At 32.9% G+C, this 18,872-nt stretch carries 18 protein-coding genes and 1 riboswitch; of the genes, 7 read left to right on the top strand and 11 right to left on the bottom strand.

The window, feature by feature from the left end; all coding sequences use genetic code 11:
• Window positions 1-3 precede the first annotated feature (3 nt).
• The 3 genes from rfaF to A9G36_RS01875 are packed head-to-tail and all read left to right on the top strand — an operon-like array spanning window position 4 to window position 2,253.
• Entirely contained in the window at window positions 4-1,053 is a 1,050-nt protein-coding gene (rfaF, locus tag A9G36_RS01885) for an ADP-heptose--LPS heptosyltransferase RfaF (RefSeq protein WP_065585327.1), read from the top strand.
• Window positions 1,053-2,015, top strand: coding sequence for a lipopolysaccharide heptosyltransferase RfaC (rfaC, locus tag A9G36_RS01880; RefSeq protein WP_034945157.1), 963 nt, complete (start codon window positions 1,053-1,055; stop codon window positions 2,013-2,015). Before rfaF ends, rfaC begins: the two co-directional genes overlap by 1 nt.
• Window positions 2,016-2,052: 37 nt before the next feature.
• A complete protein-coding gene (locus A9G36_RS01875) occupies window positions 2,053-2,253 on the top strand; it encodes a YaeP family protein (RefSeq protein ID WP_034945155.1) in 201 nt (66 codons plus the stop codon).
• Here the strand turns inward: A9G36_RS01875 and A9G36_RS01870 are convergent.
• The 3 genes from A9G36_RS01870 to trmA form a co-directional block, all read right to left on the bottom strand.
• Entirely contained in the window at window positions 2,246-3,643 is a 1,398-nt protein-coding gene (locus tag A9G36_RS01870; protein ID WP_065569063.1) for a heavy metal sensor histidine kinase, read from the bottom strand. The genes A9G36_RS01875 and A9G36_RS01870 overlap by 8 nt on opposite strands.
• The gene (locus A9G36_RS01865) at window positions 3,630-4,316 is read right to left on the bottom strand and encodes a heavy metal response regulator transcription factor (protein ID WP_034945150.1); all 687 of its coding nucleotides are present in this window, start codon (window positions 4,314-4,316) and stop codon (window positions 3,630-3,632) included. Before A9G36_RS01865 ends, A9G36_RS01870 begins: the two co-directional genes overlap by 14 nt.
• A gap of 350 nt (window positions 4,317-4,666) precedes the next feature.
• Window positions 4,667-5,764, bottom strand: a complete 1,098-nt coding sequence (gene trmA, locus A9G36_RS01860; protein WP_065585326.1) for a tRNA (uridine(54)-C5)-methyltransferase TrmA — start codon at window positions 5,762-5,764, stop codon at window positions 4,667-4,669.
• Between the two features lie 473 nt (window positions 5,765-6,237).
• Between trmA and srmB the strand changes: the two genes are divergently transcribed.
• Complete coding sequence (gene srmB / locus A9G36_RS01855) at window positions 6,238-7,536, top strand: ATP-dependent RNA helicase SrmB (RefSeq protein ID WP_065569144.1); 1,299 nt, start codon at window positions 6,238-6,240, stop codon at window positions 7,534-7,536.
• A gap of 140 nt (window positions 7,537-7,676) precedes the next feature.
• Window positions 7,677-8,279, top strand: a complete 603-nt coding sequence (locus A9G36_RS01850; protein ID WP_065585325.1) for a peroxiredoxin C — start codon at window positions 7,677-7,679, stop codon at window positions 8,277-8,279.
• Between the two features lie 208 nt (window positions 8,280-8,487).
• On the opposite strand, the gene A9G36_RS01845 is transcribed toward A9G36_RS01850, so the two are convergent.
• From A9G36_RS01845 to eco, 8 genes are all read right to left on the bottom strand, one after another.
• A complete protein-coding gene (locus A9G36_RS01845) occupies window positions 8,488-8,802 on the bottom strand; it encodes a DMT family transporter (protein WP_034945144.1) in 315 nt (104 codons plus the stop codon).
• A 21-nt stretch (window positions 8,803-8,823) separates the two neighbouring features.
• The gene (locus A9G36_RS01840) at window positions 8,824-9,165 is read right to left on the bottom strand and encodes a DMT family transporter (RefSeq protein WP_034945141.1); all 342 of its coding nucleotides are present in this window, start codon (window positions 9,163-9,165) and stop codon (window positions 8,824-8,826) included.
• A gap of 486 nt (window positions 9,166-9,651) precedes the next feature.
• Window positions 9,652-10,296: a 3,4-dihydroxy-2-butanone-4-phosphate synthase gene (ribB, locus tag A9G36_RS01835; protein ID WP_065585324.1), complete on the bottom strand. Its 645-nt coding sequence runs from the start codon at window positions 10,294-10,296 to the stop codon at window positions 9,652-9,654.
• 171 nt (window positions 10,297-10,467) lie between these two features.
• Window positions 10,468-10,644: riboswitch (FMN riboswitch) on the bottom strand.
• Window positions 10,645-10,751: 107 nt separating this feature from the next.
• Window positions 10,752-11,753: an ABC transporter permease subunit gene (locus tag A9G36_RS01830; RefSeq protein ID WP_218055675.1), complete on the bottom strand. Its 1,002-nt coding sequence runs from the start codon at window positions 11,751-11,753 to the stop codon at window positions 10,752-10,754.
• Window positions 11,754-12,665, bottom strand: a complete 912-nt coding sequence (locus A9G36_RS01825; RefSeq protein ID WP_065569142.1) for an ABC transporter permease subunit — start codon at window positions 12,663-12,665, stop codon at window positions 11,754-11,756. It lies immediately after the preceding gene.
• Between the two features lie 279 nt (window positions 12,666-12,944).
• Window positions 12,945-14,081: a putrescine ABC transporter ATP-binding subunit PotG gene (potG, locus tag A9G36_RS01820; protein WP_218055674.1), complete on the bottom strand. Its 1,137-nt coding sequence runs from the start codon at window positions 14,079-14,081 to the stop codon at window positions 12,945-12,947.
• Between the two features lie 100 nt (window positions 14,082-14,181).
• Window positions 14,182-15,291: an extracellular solute-binding protein gene (locus A9G36_RS01815; RefSeq protein ID WP_065585323.1), complete on the bottom strand. Its 1,110-nt coding sequence runs from the start codon at window positions 15,289-15,291 to the stop codon at window positions 14,182-14,184.
• A 327-nt stretch (window positions 15,292-15,618) separates the two neighbouring features.
• Complete coding sequence (gene eco, locus A9G36_RS01810; protein ID WP_065585344.1) at window positions 15,619-16,107, bottom strand: serine protease inhibitor ecotin; 489 nt, start codon at window positions 16,105-16,107, stop codon at window positions 15,619-15,621.
• Between the two features lie 105 nt (window positions 16,108-16,212).
• Between eco and ydiK the strand changes: the two genes are divergently transcribed.
• On the top strand, window positions 16,213-17,265 hold the full coding sequence (ydiK, locus tag A9G36_RS01805) for an AI-2E family transporter YdiK (RefSeq protein ID WP_034945133.1): 1,053 nt from the start codon (window positions 16,213-16,215) through the stop codon (window positions 17,263-17,265).
• A gap of 158 nt (window positions 17,266-17,423) precedes the next feature.
• Window positions 17,424-18,779: a CDP-diacylglycerol--serine O-phosphatidyltransferase gene (gene pssA / locus A9G36_RS01800; protein ID WP_034945130.1), complete on the top strand. Its 1,356-nt coding sequence runs from the start codon at window positions 17,424-17,426 to the stop codon at window positions 18,777-18,779.
• Window positions 18,780-18,872 lie beyond the last annotated feature (93 nt).

The raw sequence follows: 18,872 nt of genomic DNA, 5'->3' as shown, positions 1-18,872 counted from the left end.
TAAATGAAAACACTCATTATTGGTCCTTCATGGGTTGGCGATATGATGATGTCGCAAAGCATTTATCGTACATTAAAACAACTTGATTCTAATAACGAAATTGATGTTTTAGCTCCGGCTTGGTGTCGAGCACTATTAAATAAAATGCCAGAAGTGAATCAAGCAATTGCAATGCCATTAGGCCATGGTGAGTTTGCTTTTAAAAAACGTCGTGAAATAGGTAAATCACTACGTAATAACCATTATGATCAGGCTATTGTATTACCTAATTCATTCAAATCAGCATTGATTCCATTTTTTGCCAAAATTCCTAAACGTACAGGTTGGAAAGGTGAGATGCGTTATGGTTTATTAAACGATCTTCGTAAACTTGATAAGCAAGCATTTCCGTTAATGGTTGAACGCTATATTGCGCTTGCTTATCCTAATCAGATTCATTCGGCTTCCGATTTGCCACAACCACTACTATGGCCAAAACTCAATGTCGAACAAGATGAAATAACCCAAACTCTATCAACCTTTGCTATAACACAAGATGAACCATTAATTGGCTTTTGTCCTGGTGCTGAATTTGGCCCTGCAAAACGTTGGCCCGATTATCATTACGCAGCACTTGCTGATATGCTAGCTAAGCAACATGCTAAAATTCTTATTTTTGGTTCAGCAAATGATAAAAAAATAGGCGAACAGATTATTGCCAAAATGTCCCATTCTGATATGTGTATTAACTTAGCAGGTGAAACTCAATTAGAACAAGTCGTTAGTTTAATATCCGCTTGTAAAGCGATTGTAACTAACGATTCAGGATTAATGCATGTGGCAGCCGCGTTAAATAAACCATTGGTAGCACTTTATGGACCAAGTAGTCCTGACTTTACACCTCCACTATCAGACAAGGCTGAAATTATTCGTTTAATTACTGGGTACCATCATCGTGTCCGCAAAGGTGATACCGAACAAGGCTATGATCAAAGTTTAATCAATATTAAACCAGATAACGTATTTGAAACATTGATGAATCTTATTGTACGTTGCCAAAAGAGTAATGAATAATGCGTGTATTAGTTGTTAAAACATCTTCAATGGGTGATGTACTGCATACATTGCCAGCTTTAACCGATGCAGCCAATAACTTACCTAGCATTACCTTTGATTGGGTAGTTGAAGAAAATTTTGCTCAAATACCTAGCTGGCATTTTGCCGTCGATAGAGTAATTCCTGTTGCAATAAGACGCTGGAGAAAAAATTGGTTTGCTAAAAATGTTCGCCAAGAACATTATGAATTTATTCAAAATCTTAGTCAGAAAAAATATGATTGCATAATTGATGCACAAGGATTAATTAAAAGTTCTTTTTTAATTACACGAAAAGCACGTGGCATTAAACATGGTTTGGATCGTAAAAGCATTAAAGAGCCAATTGCTAGTTGGTTTTATGATGTAAAGCATAATGTTTCTAAACAAATGCATGCGATTGAACGTATTAGGCTGTTATTTGCAAAAAGCCTGCAATATGTTGTACCTGATTCAATAGGAAATTATGCAATTGCTCATCATTTTCTGTCTTCACCACCTAGCGATAATCAACAATATTTAATTTTTTTACACTCTACAACACGAGATGATAAGCATTGGACAGAAGAAGCTTGGAGAAAATTAATTAAATTAATTGAGCCAACAGGTTTAAAAATAAAATTACCTTGGGGTTCAATGCATGAACAACAACGTTCAATTCGCCTTGCTCAGGGATTTAACCATGTTGAAGTATTACCTAAGCTTTCACTTTATGAAATTGCATCTGTTATTGTAGGAGCAAAAGCTGTTGTATCGGTTGATACTGGGTTAAGTCATTTAACTGCGGCCTTAGACCGCCCTAATATTACTTTATTTGGTAAAACTGATCCTAAATTAATTGGCAGTTATGGGAAAAATCAGTTTAAGATTGTTTCACCACAAAAAAGTATGCAAACAATTCAGGCCGAACAAGTTTATCATCAGTTGGCTAATTTTTTATAAGTTAAAATCATTTTTAAAATAAAAAGGAATCGACTTAATGAATAAATATAGTGCTCTTATTTGCGAGAAATATGCTCAAATTAGTAATAATGAATTGGGTTATATTGATGATGCCTTAGGCGTGGTTCTACAAATTTTAGATGAAGTCGTTCGCAACGAACAAATTCCACAAGAGATAAAAAATAAAGCTGCTTATGCGGCAGCTAATCTATTAATTAGTGACTATGAGGTTAAATAACTGTAGGCAAAATGATAATGAAACGTGTAGACTTATCATCAGACTCAACTGTAATTGAGCCTTTATGCGTTTCAATAATTGATTTAACAATCGCAAGCCCTATCCCTGCACCTGAACTGTCATTACGATTTCTGGATTTATCAACACGATAAAAACGATCAAATAGGTGAGGTAAATGTTTGCTATCAATTTTTTCACCCGGATTAGATATGATCAATTTAACGCGATTTTCGGTTGCTTGACCTAAAGTTATAGTTATAATTTGATTAATTGGTGTATAACGAATCGCATTTGATAAGATATTACTAATTGCTCTTCCTAACATCAATTTATCACCCTGAATATGTGAACATGTGCCTTCAATATTAAATAGGATATTTTTTTCATCGGTTAGTGGCTCAAAATAGTCACAGACCATCATGATCATATTAGGTAAATTAATATCGATTAAATTAGGCATTAATTGACGATTATCAGCTTGTGCCAAAAAAAGCATATCAGATATCATTTGTGACATTCTTTCATATTCTTCTAGATTAGAATATAAAATTTCTCTATATTCGTTTGTCGTTCTAGCATTACTAAGCACTATTTGCGTTTGGGTAGTTAGATTAGTGATTGGTGTTCGCATTTCATGAGCAATATCAGCCGTAAAATTACGCTGACGATGAAACACATCCTCTACGCGATTAAGCATATCGTTAAATGCCCCAACTAAACTTACGTATTTTACAGGAACAGATGAAGTAGAAATGCGATAATTAAGACTTTTTAAGTTTATACGTTCAATTTTTTTAATCAAATGATTAATAGGTTTTTGCGTAAAATAGATACTGATAAATGAACCAATTAATGCCATGAAGCAAGATATAATAATAAGTAAGCCTAGACCGTTTCTTAATCGTCCAATAAACTCAATTTGTAGATCACGGCGAACAGCAACTATCAGGGTAAATTGTTTACCTTTTTCAATCATTACTCTCGATGCAGCTATACGATAAGAGGATTTATCAATATTCTGTATCTCACTACTTTTATTCGTAATTAAATGTTCTAACTGATCTTTTGTTAATGCTATCGATAGGTTAGGACCACGAGTTCGGTATACAACCTTGTCAAGGTCATCAAGAATATAGGCAAATAATTGATGATGACCAGTCAGAATTAATAGAAGATTTTGTATAAATTCATCATGGTTTTCATCGGGAGAATAATAAGATAACTCACGTTCAATTGAGGTAATCACAGAATTTAACTCTGTGACATTCTGCCTAATCGAAAATTTTTCAAATGATCTTTCAATTAAATAGCTAAAACAGTAAAGTAGCCCACATGTTAGTAGGCAAACAATAAGGGGTAAACGAAATGAAATTATTTTACTCTGCTTCATCCAATACATCTATTTTATAGCCCATACCACGAACAGTATGGATAAGTTTTGGTTCAAATCCAGCATCAATTTTGTTGCGTAATCTTCTAATCGCCACATCAATAACATTGGTATCACTATCAAAGTTCATATCCCAAACTTGCGAAGCGATTAAAGAGCGTGGTAAAACTTCACCTGGATAACGTAAAAAATATTCTAACAATAAAAATTCTTTATTAGTCAAATCAATTCTTTTGTCAGAACGTATTACAGTTCGTTTAGGTAAGTCCATTACCAAATCTGCAATACTTAATTGATAATTATTTACTTGTGGAACATTTCGCCTTAATAATGATTTTACCCTAGCTAATAGCTCGGCAAATGAAAAAGGTTTAACTAAATAATCATCCGCACCAAGATTAAGCCCCTTCACTTTGTCCTCAACGCTCCCCATAGCAGTTAGGAGCATGATTGGGGTATCTTTACCTGCTTCACGTAACGATTTTACAATTTTCCAACCAACAATATCAGGTAGCATTACATCTAAAATAATTAAATCATAATCTTCAGTCATGGCCCGATGATAACCATCTAAACCATTTTTAGTCAGATCGACAATAAAACCAGATTCAACTAACCCTTGACGAAGATACTCTCCTGTTTTTTGCTCGTCTTCAACAACTAATAATTTCATTTTGAATATTCCCTTTGCTGACCTATCAGATTATCGAACTGATATAACACTGTTATATGATATACGAAGAGAACAAATTCATTCATGATAATTTAATGACTATTTTGTAATGTTTTGGTCATTAATTAGTTTAGATTTATTTGTTATAGTATCCACACAATGATTCATGAGGCTAGACATTATTGTTTCATTGTTTTATTTCCTTTCATCCATTCCTTGCAATTTAATGCAGCCCTAGTTTATCTAGGGTTTTTTTTTACTTAAAATCGCAAATATACATGAAACAATATTAATTATTTCCTAACTATCCCTATTTAATAAAAGCATTTCAATTTAAATATGATGTTAAATTACTTTTTATATAATACTATCCCTATTTCCATATGTTCTGTATAAGGGAACTGATCAAACAATGCAAAATGCTTAATAACATGTGTTTGGGTTAGATAATGTAAATTTTCATATAAAGAATGAGGATTACAAGAAACATAAATGATTGTTTGATAATCTTTTAATATATTAATAGTATTTAAATCTAATCCTCCACGAGGTGGATCAACTAGTACTGTATTACATTGGTAATCATCCAAATTAATACCATTTAACCGTTTAAATTTTCTTTCTTTTTTAATTGCACTAGTAAATTCTTCCGCAGATAAACGCACAATAATAAGATTATCAATATTATTAGAAACAATATTATATTGAGCAGAATAAACCGATGCTTTAGCAATTTCGGTAGCCAATACTTTACGAAAGTTTTGGGCTAACGCAATAGAAAAGTTACCATTACCACAATAAAATTCAAGCAGATCTCCTGTTGAATTTTTCGTCACTGATATCGCCCATTCTAACATTTTAATATTTACAATAGCATTAGGCTGAGTAAAACTATTTTCAACTTGCCGATACATCAAATTTTTACCCATTACAGGTAAAACTTCATCAATATAATCTACATCAATTGCAATTTTTTGTTTGTTAGCTCGCCCAACAATATTTGCATCGATTCCTTTTGAAGCCAATTGACTTTTCAATTTATTCGCTTCAACAATCCAGTCATCATTTAATTTCTTGTGATACAAAAGTGTAATTAATAGCTGACCACTTAAAGTGGAAAAATAATCTATCTGAAAAAGTAAATGACGAAGTAATTGATTATGTTTTAAAAGTGGTAAAATTGCTTGCATAGCACGATTAATCAGTTTAGTCCCAATTGGAAAATTGTTAATTCTTACACGCTTTTTCGTGTTTTTATCATACATTATATGATATATATCTTCACCATTATGCCAAATTCTAAACTCAGCGCGCATGCGATAATGATTAATCGGAGATGAAAATATTGTTAAATCAGGCAGATTAAACTCCGATAATAATGCTATTAAATAATTTTTTTTATCTTCTAATTGTTGGTTATACTTATTGCTCAAGAAATATTCAGTCATTTTAATTATATGATTGTTAATATAAAAGGGAAAATAGTCAAATATAAAAATCTAACCAATATCTAATAAAAATTTGTATTAGAATATTTTGTGGATAATCCAAACAACTCAAAGATGGAATAGATAATATATCATTCACTAGCGCTTGGCTTCAATTGATTCTATCACAAACATAGAATGATGATAAGTCCAGACACTATATTAAAGTGTTATTCATACATATATTAATGATTAATGAAAAATATAATTTAGATAATAAATTAATAAAAAATATATTGATTGTTTAAAAGTAATTTAAAAAGTTTTTAATTTCACAAAAATATTTAAATAGGCAATAGGCATTACAGTAGTTCTAATAATAACAATACGACGATATTTAATGAATCAAAGTGATAGTAGTTGCAGGGATAATGATTGTAGTTATAGCCTTTGTGGTTATAATGTGTCAAATAATTTTTGACAATAAGATTACTATGACAAAACAAACTTTTTCTGACTTAGAATTAGATGATATTTTAATTCAAAATCTTCAACTACAAAACATTAAGATACCAACCGTTATTCAAGCACAAACCATTCCTGCTGCTTTAGATGATAAAGATATTTTAGGTTCAGCACCAACAGGTACAGGCAAAACGTTAGCTTTTTTAATTCCGGCTGTTCAACATTTATTAGATTTTCCACGCCGTAAACCTGGTCCTCCCCGTATTTTGATTTTAACTCCAACTCGTGAGCTTGCTATGCAAATTGCTGAACAAGCTAAATTATTGACTAAATCGACACATTTAAGCATAGCAACTATTACTGGCGGCGTAGCTTATATGAATCATGCAGAGGTGTTTAGTAAAAACCAAGATATCGTTATTGCAACAACCGGTAGGTTATTACAATATATAAAAGAAGAAAACTTCGACTGTCGAGCTGTTGAAATACTCATTTTAGATGAAGCTGATCGCATGTTAGATATGGGCTTTTCGCAAGATGTAGAAACAATATCTGCTGAAACTCGCTGGCGTAAACAGACAATGTTATTTTCAGCCACTCTTGAAGGTGAAGGTTTAGAAAATTTTGCTCGACGCATTTTGAACGATCCTATTGAAATTAAAGCTGAGCCATCACGTAAAGAACGAAAAAAAATTTTACAATTTTATTATCGTGCTGATGATCTAACACATAAAGTTGCACTGTTAAGCCATTTGCTAAAACAAGAAGAGGTAAAGAGAACCATTGTTTTTGTACGTAAGCGGGAACGTGTACATGAGCTAGTAACTTTACTTCATCAAGCAGGGATACATAGCTGTTACCTAGAGGGTGAAATGGTTCAGGCTAAACGTAATGAAGCAATAAAAAGAATTAAAAACAATGTAGTTAATGTTTTAATTGCCACAGATGTAGCAGCTCGAGGAATAGATATTGATGATATTAGTCATGTCATTAATTTTGATGCTCCTAGAACTGCTGATGTCTATTTACATCGCATAGGTCGAACAGCACGCGCAGGAAAAAAGGGTACAGCAATAATGCTTGTTGAAGCACATGATAATCCATTATTACAAAAAATTGAACGTTACATTCAAGAGCCAATTAAATTACGCACTATTGAGGGATTGAAACCAAAAACTAAAGCCCCAAAACTAGTCACTAAGAAAAAACTATCACAAAAGGCGAAACTAAAAAATAAAGCAAACAAGCAATCTGATGCGAATAAGAAAAAAGTAAAAGAGCGCTTGCGAGATAAAAAAAATAAAGGGAAACGAAGAATTAATAATTAATTCCGAAGAATAATTGTTTTCTTAATAGTTTAAACTTATACAATTGATTGTTCATAATGAATTGGACTATTGTTTTTAATTGTTATAATAATCTTGCAATTTTGTTAGTATTATTTTATAGATTTTTTAGGAGAAATACCATGACATTAGTCACTCGTAAAGCCCCAGATTTTACTTCAGCAGCTGTTTTAGGTTCTGGTGAAATTGTTAATAATTTTAATTTAGCAACACATATTAAAGGAAAATATGCTGTTGTTTTCTTTTGGCCTATGGACTTTACATTTGTTTGCCCATCAGAAATTATCGCTTTTGATCATCGTTTAGAAGAATTTAAAAAGCGTGGGGTTGAGGTTATTGGTATTTCAATGGATTCTGAATATGTGCATAACGCATGGCGTAACACACCACAAGATAAAGGTGGAATTGGTGAAGTAAAATTCCCAATTGTAGCAGATGTTAAACATTCAATTATGCAAGCATATGGAATTGAACACCCAGAAGCTGGTGTTGCATTACGCGCATCCTTCTTTATTGATAAGTCAGGTATTGTTCGTCACGAAACCATCAATGATTTACCAATTGGTCGTAACATTGATGAAATGATTCGTATCGTCGATGCATACCAATTTCATGAAGAACACGGTGAAGTTTGCCCAGCACAATGGAATAAAGGTAAACAAGGAATGCAAGGCAATCCTAACGGCGTGGCGAACTTCCTTAAGCAACATGCGAATGATTTATAAATAAACAAATAATTAAATTAATTTAAAGTTTAAAAATCATTTTACCACATAGCCTATTAATGACCGGATATTTTCCGGTTTTTTTATAAATTAACTGCAATATTTTACTAATTAAGTTAACAAAACTTTAAATTTAATTTTAGGGTTTTTTATTTCAATTATATAGTTAAACCTACAGTAGAATTAGTTTCTTAAATGCAATAATAAATTACATTGTCATATGCAAGCCAACAACACCAACAATAATAATGCCAAGCCCAAATAAACGTGAAGGATTTTTAGGTTCATTAAATAATAGCATATTGGCCAGTACGGCTCCCGACGTTCCAAGACCAACCCATACCGGATAGGCAATGCTCAACTCAAGATAATGAAGTGATAAGTAAAATAATATAAAAGAAACAAAAAAACCTCCCCAATATAAAACTAGTTTATAAAAATTTTTTTTCTGTGCATATAGTTTCAGCCCAACAGCACCAGTTACTTCAAAAATAGATGCTGTCAATATTAATAACCACCCCATTTTTACCTCTATTATCGTTCATCAGCTATCTGTGCGTTTAAGTTGCACTAAACCAATAATGATTAAAGCAATAAAGAAAATCTGCATCAATTTTATTTCTTTTCCAAAAAGTAACATATCGATGACCACTGAACCAACAGCCCCAACACCAGAAAATATGGCATAAACGGTACCAGTTGGAATTGTTTTACAAGCATTCGTAAGAAGTGTGAAATCAATAATGATTAGGATCACAATAATAATCCAATGCCAAAGTTCCGTTGCAGTGCTAAACCCCAAAATCCAACACAACTCAAAAAAGCAAGTTAGGATCACAAATGCCCATTCTTTATTTATGCTAAAAATCTTATTTATATTAAACATTGCTACCCCACTATATTTATTTTTTTACATTTATTATTTGATTATGCTCTTTTAGCGATATTAACCTATATAAAAGGAAGATGGTTCGCAAACAAATTATTTGCCACCGTAAGATCTAAATGTTTATGTGTAGAAAAGACAGCTCTTTTTATATTAAGACACCAATACTATCTAAAATATCTTTACACTGTATTATTTTTATTTATCCACTACTTGAACAATTCTATAATGGAGAAGTATAAATGACAAGATTAAAATCTTTATTAATCAATATATCACGTATTAACTTAACCGCTTTGCCATATATTGATTAGGCTAGTTCCTGCCATTTGACTTTCATATTTGTTAGTATGTGATTTCATTGTATTTGCTAATAGAATAATAGCTAATTGAAATTTTAGCTAAATTTATAAAATCAATTATGTTAAATAAGTTAATTAATTTAGCCATATTTCACTCATTATCTGCAAAATATGACTAAAATTACTATTTTAGTTGTAATTTCCGATATTCAACAATATCTTCAATAGTCACTACTGGCATATGATATCTTTTAGCAAATTGAACGACCTCTGGTGCCCTTGCCATTGTTCCATCATCATTAGTTAACTCACACAATACGGCAGCAGGTTTTAAGTCGGCTAATGTGACCAAATCAATCGATGCCTCAGTATGACCACGCCGAACCAATACCCCCCCTTCTTTAGCGACTAATGGAAACACATGTCCAGGGTGATTTAAATCACTTGGCTTAGCATTATCAGCTATAGCCGCTTTAATTGTTGTTACACGGTCTGTGGCCGATACCCCGGTCGTTACTCCTTCAGCAGCTTCAATGGAAATGGTAAATGCTGTATTATTTTTACTCGTATTATTAGCAACCATCATAGGCAAATCTAATTGTTTGCAATGTTTTGGTAGCAAACATAAGCAAACAATGCCACTACCATAACGAATAGTGATAGCCATTTGTTCGGGGGTAATTGACTCAGCAGCCCAAATAATGTCACCTTCGTTTTCGCGATCTTCGTCGTCTAACACGAGCACACCTTGACCTGCTTTAATAGAGGCAATCGCTTTTTTGACACGCTCAATCGGCGTTCCAAATTCATTTAAATTAAACTGATTCATGGTAAATACCTATATTTTTTTAACTTGCCCATTTCATTATTTACTTAATTAACCGTTTAGCAGTGATACTATTTAGCTATTAAATTAATTAAGTACAAATAAATAAAATACCAGAATCAGGGCAGTGCTTGACCAGCATGGCTTTGCCTTTCAGCAAATATTGGAAAGATAAGCAACTCTCTTTTATCCAGACTTTAACTGTCGGCTTTGGAATTTCACAAAATCTGCTTGACCTTAACCTATCAAAACTAACCGAACAATAAATAAATCATCATTGTTAACAAGACAAATTAAGCGCTCGTGGGCTATACCACCGGTGGGGATTTACACCCCGCCCTGAGAATTTTGCCAAAAAATTGGCAAATCACACTATAATACAAAATGATAAAAAAAACACGGGGATTTTTAAACGAAATATTGCCGCAAAGTGCGGCAAAAATAGAAAGCGCAACTTGTTAATGCATACCAGTTTCATTTATTTTACGTCGTTCCGTTTTACGCATCCATAACCATGAAATAAACCCAATAATTCCAACGATCAATAAAATAATTGTTGCAAGCGCATTAACTTGCGGATCGACCCCTAATTTTACTTTAGAGAAGATTAATTTCGGTAATGTCATTGCTCCAGGCCCCGTTACAAAATTAGCAATCACTACATCATCAAGTGATAAAGTAAAAGCTAATAACCAACCAGAAACTAATGCGGGCGCAATCATAGGCAATGTAATAATAAAAAACACTTTTAATGGATTAGCACCTAAATCTAAAGCAGCTTCCTCAATTGATTTGTCAAGTTCGCGGAGCCTTGCACTAATAACTACGGTCACATAAGCCATACAGAATGTAGTATGTGCCATCCAAATAGTAATTGCACCACGATCTTTTGGCCACCCAAGAATCTGCCCCATACCGACAAATAAAAGCAATAATGCCAAGCCCGTAATAATATCAGGCATAACCAGTGGGGCTGTTGTCATAAATGAAAACAGATTTGCGCCTTTAAATTGTTTGAAGCGAACAATAGCATAAGAGGCAAGAGTACCTAATACTGTTGCAAAAGTCGCAGCACACACGGCAATTGCTAAACTCAAACCTACAGCTTTAAATAATTCTTCATTATGCATTAGCACAAAGTACCATTTAGTTGAAAATTCAGCCCATACTGTAACTAAGCGAGAACTATTAAATGAATAAACAATTAGAATAATCATTGGGATATATAAAAACGAAAATGCCACCAATAAAATAAGCCCTTTAAGGCATCGGAAAATGAGTGCTAATGTCACAACCACTGTCACAATCAGGCTAAACATTAAACTGTTGACATATAAGCTTGTATTGGTAAGTAAATCTAACCCAGCCGAACTAATCAGTACCGATAGTAATAACGAGCCTAATAAAAATGAGATAAATACAATCACAGAAGATCGCAAAATAACAGGTAAATCATTCATCTATTTACCCTCCATTTGCCGGTTTTGAAATTTATTGAAATAGTAAATTGGCACTATCAAAATCAACAACATAACTGTCGCAACTGCAGCTGCTGCAGGCCAATCAGTATCTCGAGAGAATATAGTCCAAATTTGCGTACCAATCATAATACTTCGAGAAGGCCCTAACAATTCAGGTATCACATATTCACCAACAGCTGGAATAAACACTAGCATACCGCCAGCAATAATGCCATTTTTGGTGAGTGGTACAATAATCTTAAAAAAGGTTTTAATTGGCTTACAACCTAAGTCTAATGCGGCTTCAATTAATGTCGAATCGACTTTACTTAATGAAGTATAAATCGGTAATACCACAAACGGTAAATAAGAATACACAATACCAATATAAACAGCCAAATAGGTTTTTATAATCACAAGTGGCTGATCAATAACCCCTAACCACATTAAAAAGTGATTTAACAAACCTTCTTGATTTAAAATACCGATCCACGCATAAACTTTAATTAAAAATGATGTCCAAGATGGTAAAATAATTAATAATAACAGAATATTACGTGTCGATTGTTTACATTTTGAAATTGCCCATGCTAATGGATAACCAATTAAAATACATAATATGGTTGAAATAGCCGCAATTTTTAATGATTCTAAATAAGAATCAAAATAAATATTGTCATTAACTAAGTTAATATAATAACCAAAGTTCAAAGCAATATTTAGTAACCCATCATCATAACTAAATAAATCAGTATAAGGAGGAATGGCAAAGATTTTTTCAGAAAAACTAATTCTAAAGACAATTAAAAATGGTAATAAAAATAACAATAACATCCATAAATAAGGAATGGCAATAACAATTAAACGCCCATAAAGTGTCATCAGGTCAGTATCTGAACGTTGTTGCTGCATTTTTTTATAGGCAAAATAAATTGCCACAAGCCCAGCAGGAACAAACAATATACTACCAGCAATAATCAGCCGATAAGCAAACTTAGAAGGTTTATAATTTGCTAAATATAACCCCAAGCATGACAATAAAAAGCTCAATGTCATTGCGGTAAATAGCGCATCTAAAAATAAATTGTCAAAGGCACCTGTTGTTACAAAACGCCAATAAACATTGAGCAACACAAATGCATTTAACAACAATCCTAATACAATGGATCGCATTATGATATCCTTTTTTGTTTATTCAGTAAGCACAACACAACTATCAACTTCCCAACTTAAGTTAACTATGTCACCCCAAGTTGGCATGCCTTTACGATAACGATGTTCATTTTGTAGCTGAGCGATGATAATTTGCCCGCTTGGTAATTTAACATGATAAATAGATAGATCCCCAAGATAAGCAATTTCGACCACTTCACCAGTTGCCAGATTGTAGCCGTCTTCTGGAATTTCGTCGCATAATTTAATTTTTTCAGGGCGTAGTGCAACTTGTATTGGCACACCTTCAACCGCTGGCGAATCATAATCGACTTTTAATGGACGCTTAATCATAGGGCAGCTAATGATCAAACCATCTTCTTGCGTTTCTTGCAAAATACCATCAAAAACATTTACCGAACCAATAAACTCAGCACTATAACGGCAATTTGGGTGTTCATAAATCTCTTCAGGCTCACCGATTTGTACAAATTGGCCTTTATTCATAATGGCAATACGCCCTGCCATGGTCATGGCCTCTTCTTGATCATGAGTTACCATCACACACGTTGCGCCCACTTGCTCTAAAATGCTAACCACTTCAAGTTGCATTCGATCTCGAAGCTGTTTATCAAGTGCCCCCATAGGTTCATCAAGTAATAACAATTTTGGACGTTTAGCCAAACTACGAGCTAGTGCCACACGTTGTCTTTGCCCACCAGATAATTGATGCGGTTTACGTTTACCAAATTGCTCCATATGCACAAGGGCTAACATTTCATCAACACGTTGTTTTATTTCATCCTCATCTAATTCATCTTGTTCTAAACCAAAGGCAATATTCTGCTCAACCGTCATGTGAGGAAATAAAGCGTACGATTGAAACATCATATTAATTGGACGATCATAAGGCGGAACTTGTGATAAATCCTTACCATCAAGAATAATTTGCCCTGATGTAGGCTGTTCAAAGCCAGCAAGCATTCGTAACAATGTAGATTTACCACTACCTGACGCACCTAATAAAGCAAAAATTTCACCAGCGTAGATAGTCAAGTTGACATCATCAACAGCATAATAATCATCATTAAAAACTTTAGTTAAATTTTTGATCTCCAACAGTGGAGTTACCATCTTTTTTTTAGGCTGCACCTGATTTGTTGTTTTATTGTTCACTCTATTTCCCTCATAACAACAAGCCAAAAAAACGAGACGGAAAGGCTAAATAACCTATCCGTCTAGAATTATTATCTAAATTCGATATACAAAATATCGACTATTTACCAGTTTTAAGTTTAGTCCATGTACGAGTAATTACGCGTTCAAGTTTAGGATCTTTAACCTGCAAAGTGAATAGTTTTTCCATCACTTCTGGTTTTGGATAAACAGCAGGATCGTTTTTCACCTCTAGTTTTACAAATTTGTCATTTGCTTCTTTATTGGCGCTAGCAAAATTCACATCGTTGGTGACTTGTGCGGCAATTTCAGGTTTCATGACAAAATTTAAAAACTCATGCGCTTCATCAGGATTTTCTGAATCTTTTGGAATAGCAAAGGTATCAAAGAAGACTAATGCGCCCTCTTTTGGAATTTGATAACCAATATGCACACCATTTTTTGCTTCGTTAGCTCTATCTCGTGACTGTAAAATATCGCCAGACCAACCTAAAATGACACAAATATCACCATTTGCTAAATCAGTAATATATTGTGAAGAATGGAAATAACGAATATTTGGTCTCACTTTTTCTAACAACTCATAAGCAGCACCAGTATAATCTTTAACATCAGTACTGTTTGGATTTTTACCTAAATATCGAAGTGCACTTGCAAAGATTTCAGTTGGCGCATCTAAAAATGCCACACCACAATCTTTTAATTTTTCCATATTTTCTGGTTTAAAGACTAAATCCCAACTATCAACTGGTGCGTCTTCGCCTAAACGTTCTTTAACTTTATCAATGTTATAACCGATACCTGTTGTCATCCATACATAAGGGATAGCATACTTATTATCAGGATCATGCGTTGCCATTAACTTCATTAAATTTGGATCAAGATTTTTCCAATTTGGTAACTTGCTTTTATCTAACGGTAAATAAACATCTGATTTAATTTGTTTGGCTAAAAAACTATCAGAAGGTGAAACCACATCAAACCCAGAATGGCCCGCCATCAATTTACCTTCAAGGATTTCGTTTGAATCATACACATCATAAACAAGTTTGATGCCTGTTGATTTTTCGAAATCAGAAATAGTATTAGAACCGATTTGACCTGCCCAATTGTAAAAATGTACAACACGATCTTTAGCTATAGCTGATTGAGATAATGCTAATGAAACACCAGCAAGAATTGAAAGAATTGTTTTACGTTGAGTAAACATGCTCACCACTTCTCCTATTGTTATAGGGATATTACATGTCAAACACAAGCCCATTGAAAAGACACAATGAACCCCCCCAAATTTTACCAATATCAATATAGTTTATGAAAAAATATAGTATGGTGAAACCTAGGTAAGCAAGCAATTACTAGTTATTAATTAAATCAAAAATAATTAGAATTAACCTTGCATTACGTGGGATAAAATACCTTCTTTTTCAAAGATGTCTACATAAAATATAAAAAATCTTAAAATTTAGAGTTGATTGACTATATTTTAGTCTCTCAACTCTTATTTAGTAGTCTATTAACAATAAATTTTCATATTTTATTCGGCATTAGCTTGCAAAATTTTTGCATTTGGATGCCAAATACGATATTTAACTTGCAAATCATTTGGCACATAAAGCACAATAGGTAGACGGCTATTGTAATCTAACCAACTAAGATTAGCAGTAACAAATTGATTTTTATTCGTTGATACTGGGCAAGCCATTAAGGTCGAAATTTCACCATAGACTTTATCAACAACATAATAATTATACCCCCAACCTTTTAACTCCTCCTGCTTTAAGGTTGTTGCTAAATGCGAAAAATTACAATCAACATTCATTTCTTTACCGACTAAAACTTCAACTTTAGCACTATTTTCATCTGTTAACTTTGGCAGATGAATAGCATAACGCGTATAACCTGTTGAAGCTTCTGGATAAGGTGCAACATCATTAATACTTTGCACTGTTTGTGGTAATTTAGAAGTGTTTGAGCAGGCTGATAAAGCTATCCCCATAAACATAATTAACGCTAATTTTTTCATTTTATTACTCCCAATAATATTATATTTCATTAATATAGTCCCATATGATTTTATAACTACAATGCGTATAATAGCACTGTATAGATTAAATATTATGGAAAAAAAATGTCAACCGAAAAAAAAACATACGATTTATTGAAATTAATCTTAAATCTCTTATTAATAGGATTATTTATTATAATCACTTACCGCATTGTTGAAGCCTTTTTATTTGGTTTTTTCTGGGCTGTAATGGTCGTAATTACTACTTGGCCATTAATGATAAAGATTCAACAAAAACTTTTCAATAAACGATGGTTGTCGCTATTAGTAATGGCATTAATTTTAGCCATTGTTTGTGTAATACCTTTTCTTTTGATTATTAGCAGCGTTGCTAAAAATGGGCACTATCTTATCGAATGGGTAAGGACACTTTCCCACCAAGAGCTGCCGACTTTTGATTGGTTGGAAAATGTACCGACATTTGGAAGTGAGTTACATCAAAAATGGTTAGATCTCATTAAGACTGATGGTTCAGATCTCATTACCAAAGCACAACCTTATATTGGAACAATGATAAAATGGCTCATTGAACAAGCCACAAATATTGGTATTTTTATCTTTCATGCAGGAGTAATGATTATATTTAGTCTTTTGCTTTTTTTAAAAGGCGAGAATATAGCAAAGTATGTTTATTTATTTGCTAACCGCCTATCTAAGCAATATGGCGAAATCACTATTACTTTAGCGGGACAATCAATTAGGGCAGTAGCATTAGGCGTCGTAGTGACTGCTATAACTTTGGCTTTAATTGGTGGATTAAGTTTCGTTCTAACAAAAATACCGATAGCTGGAATACTAACTTTAATATTATTTATTTGTTGTGTAGCCCAAATTGGCCCTGTAGTAGTTATGCTTGGCTGTATCATCTGGCAATTTTGGAATGGACATACAATCTCAGGCATAATACTAATTATAGTTGCCATTATCTTAACTACATTAGATAGTGTAATGCGTGCTTATTTAATTAAAAAAGGAGCTGATCTGCCATTTTTATTAATCTTATTTGGGGTGATTGGCGGTCTGCTTGGCTTTGGTATTATGGGGTTATTTATAGGACCTGTTGTATTGGCATTAACTTATAAAATAATTCAAACATGGGTTGATGAGCAATCTTAAAAAAATTATCATCAACTAAAGTTTTTAACAATTACTATAAAATTTAATTCGTTGACAACAATAGATATATCTCTACATTGATATTAAAAGGAGAATTATTTTTCTGGTGTAATTTATGTTATTCTACAAATTAAACCAGTCATAATGATATAAGAATTATGCAAATACCATTTATAAAGTATAATCACCAAAAACAGCTTGATGAGCTACCAAAAATTTCACAGGATGCCGATAAATATCGCATTTTATTTGATCCTAAAGCTTATCATCTTGCATTGCTTGATGCGATCAATAATGCGCAATACCGTATTTATATCGTTGCATTATATTTAGAACAAGACGAAGCAGGAAGTGAAATACTTGCCGCACTCTATCAAATTAAAAAACAACGTCCGAATTTAGATATTAAAGTGTTCGTTGATTGGCACAGAGCACAACGAGGACGAATTGGCGAAGAAAAAACTAAGACCAATGCTAGATATTATTATCAATTAAAAAAAGAAAACCCAAATATTGACATTCCAATTTTTGGCGTGCCAGTAAATCGCCGTGAGGTTCTTGGTGTGCTTCATCTTAAAGGGTTTATTATTGATGACACAGTGATCTATAGTGGTGCAAGCATCAACAATGTATACTTACATAAATTTAATAAATATCGATACGATCGCTATCATTTAATTACCAATAAAGTACTTGCCAATAGTATGGTAGAATATATTAATAGCAATTTTTTACCGTTTGAAGCAATCCAACGATTGGATGTGGAAAAACACAAATCACGGAAACAGATTAAGCCTGAAATTAGAGCTTTACGCCAGCATCTTACGAATATTAGTTATCAATACACTAATGAGGTAAATAATCAAACACTTTCAGTCTCACCTATTTCGGGGCTTGGACGAAATAACTCACTCAATAAAATTATTCGCCATTTGATTAATTCTACGCAACAAAAAGTGATTTTTTGTACTCCTTATTTCAATTTACCTAACATTTTGGTGCGTGATATTATTCGACTACTCCGAAAAGGACGTCAAGTTGAAATCATTGTAGGGGATAAAGTAGCAAATGACTTTTACATTCCCGAAGAAAAACCTTTTAATATTTCTGGTGGATTACCTTATTTGTACGAAATCAATTTAAGAAATTTTATTGAGCGTTTACAGACATTTATTGATAAAGAACAACTTATTATACGATTATGGAAAGATGCAGATCAAACTTATCATCTTAAAGGCATTTGGGTAGATAATCAATGGGTTTTAATTACCGGTAATAACCTTAATCCTCGTGCATGGCGTTTAGATCTGGAAAATGGAATTTTAGTCCACGATCCTAAACAGGAATTAAAGGATCAGTTCATTAAAGAGCTCAATACTATTCGGGAAAAGACAATTTTAGTTAACCATTTTCAACAAATTCAAGCCAGTCAATTTTATCCTAATCATGTACATAAATTAATAAAACGGTTAAGCCGAGTTAAAATAGACAGAATTATCAAACGGTTACTATAAAATCAATCTAAATATAAATTTGATTACCAACAAATATAATATTTTACAATTCCCTATTAAGAATAAACTTTCATTATTTTTATAATGGAAGTT

The sequence above is a fragment of the Gilliamella sp. Choc6-1 genome (genome assembly GCF_001690385.1).
In the GTDB taxonomy this organism is placed as follows: Bacteria; Pseudomonadota; Gammaproteobacteria; order Enterobacterales; family Orbaceae; genus Gilliamella; species Gilliamella apicola_A.
Note: the sequence above shows the minus strand (reverse complement) of the source record. Positions and strands in the feature narration are given on the sequence as shown.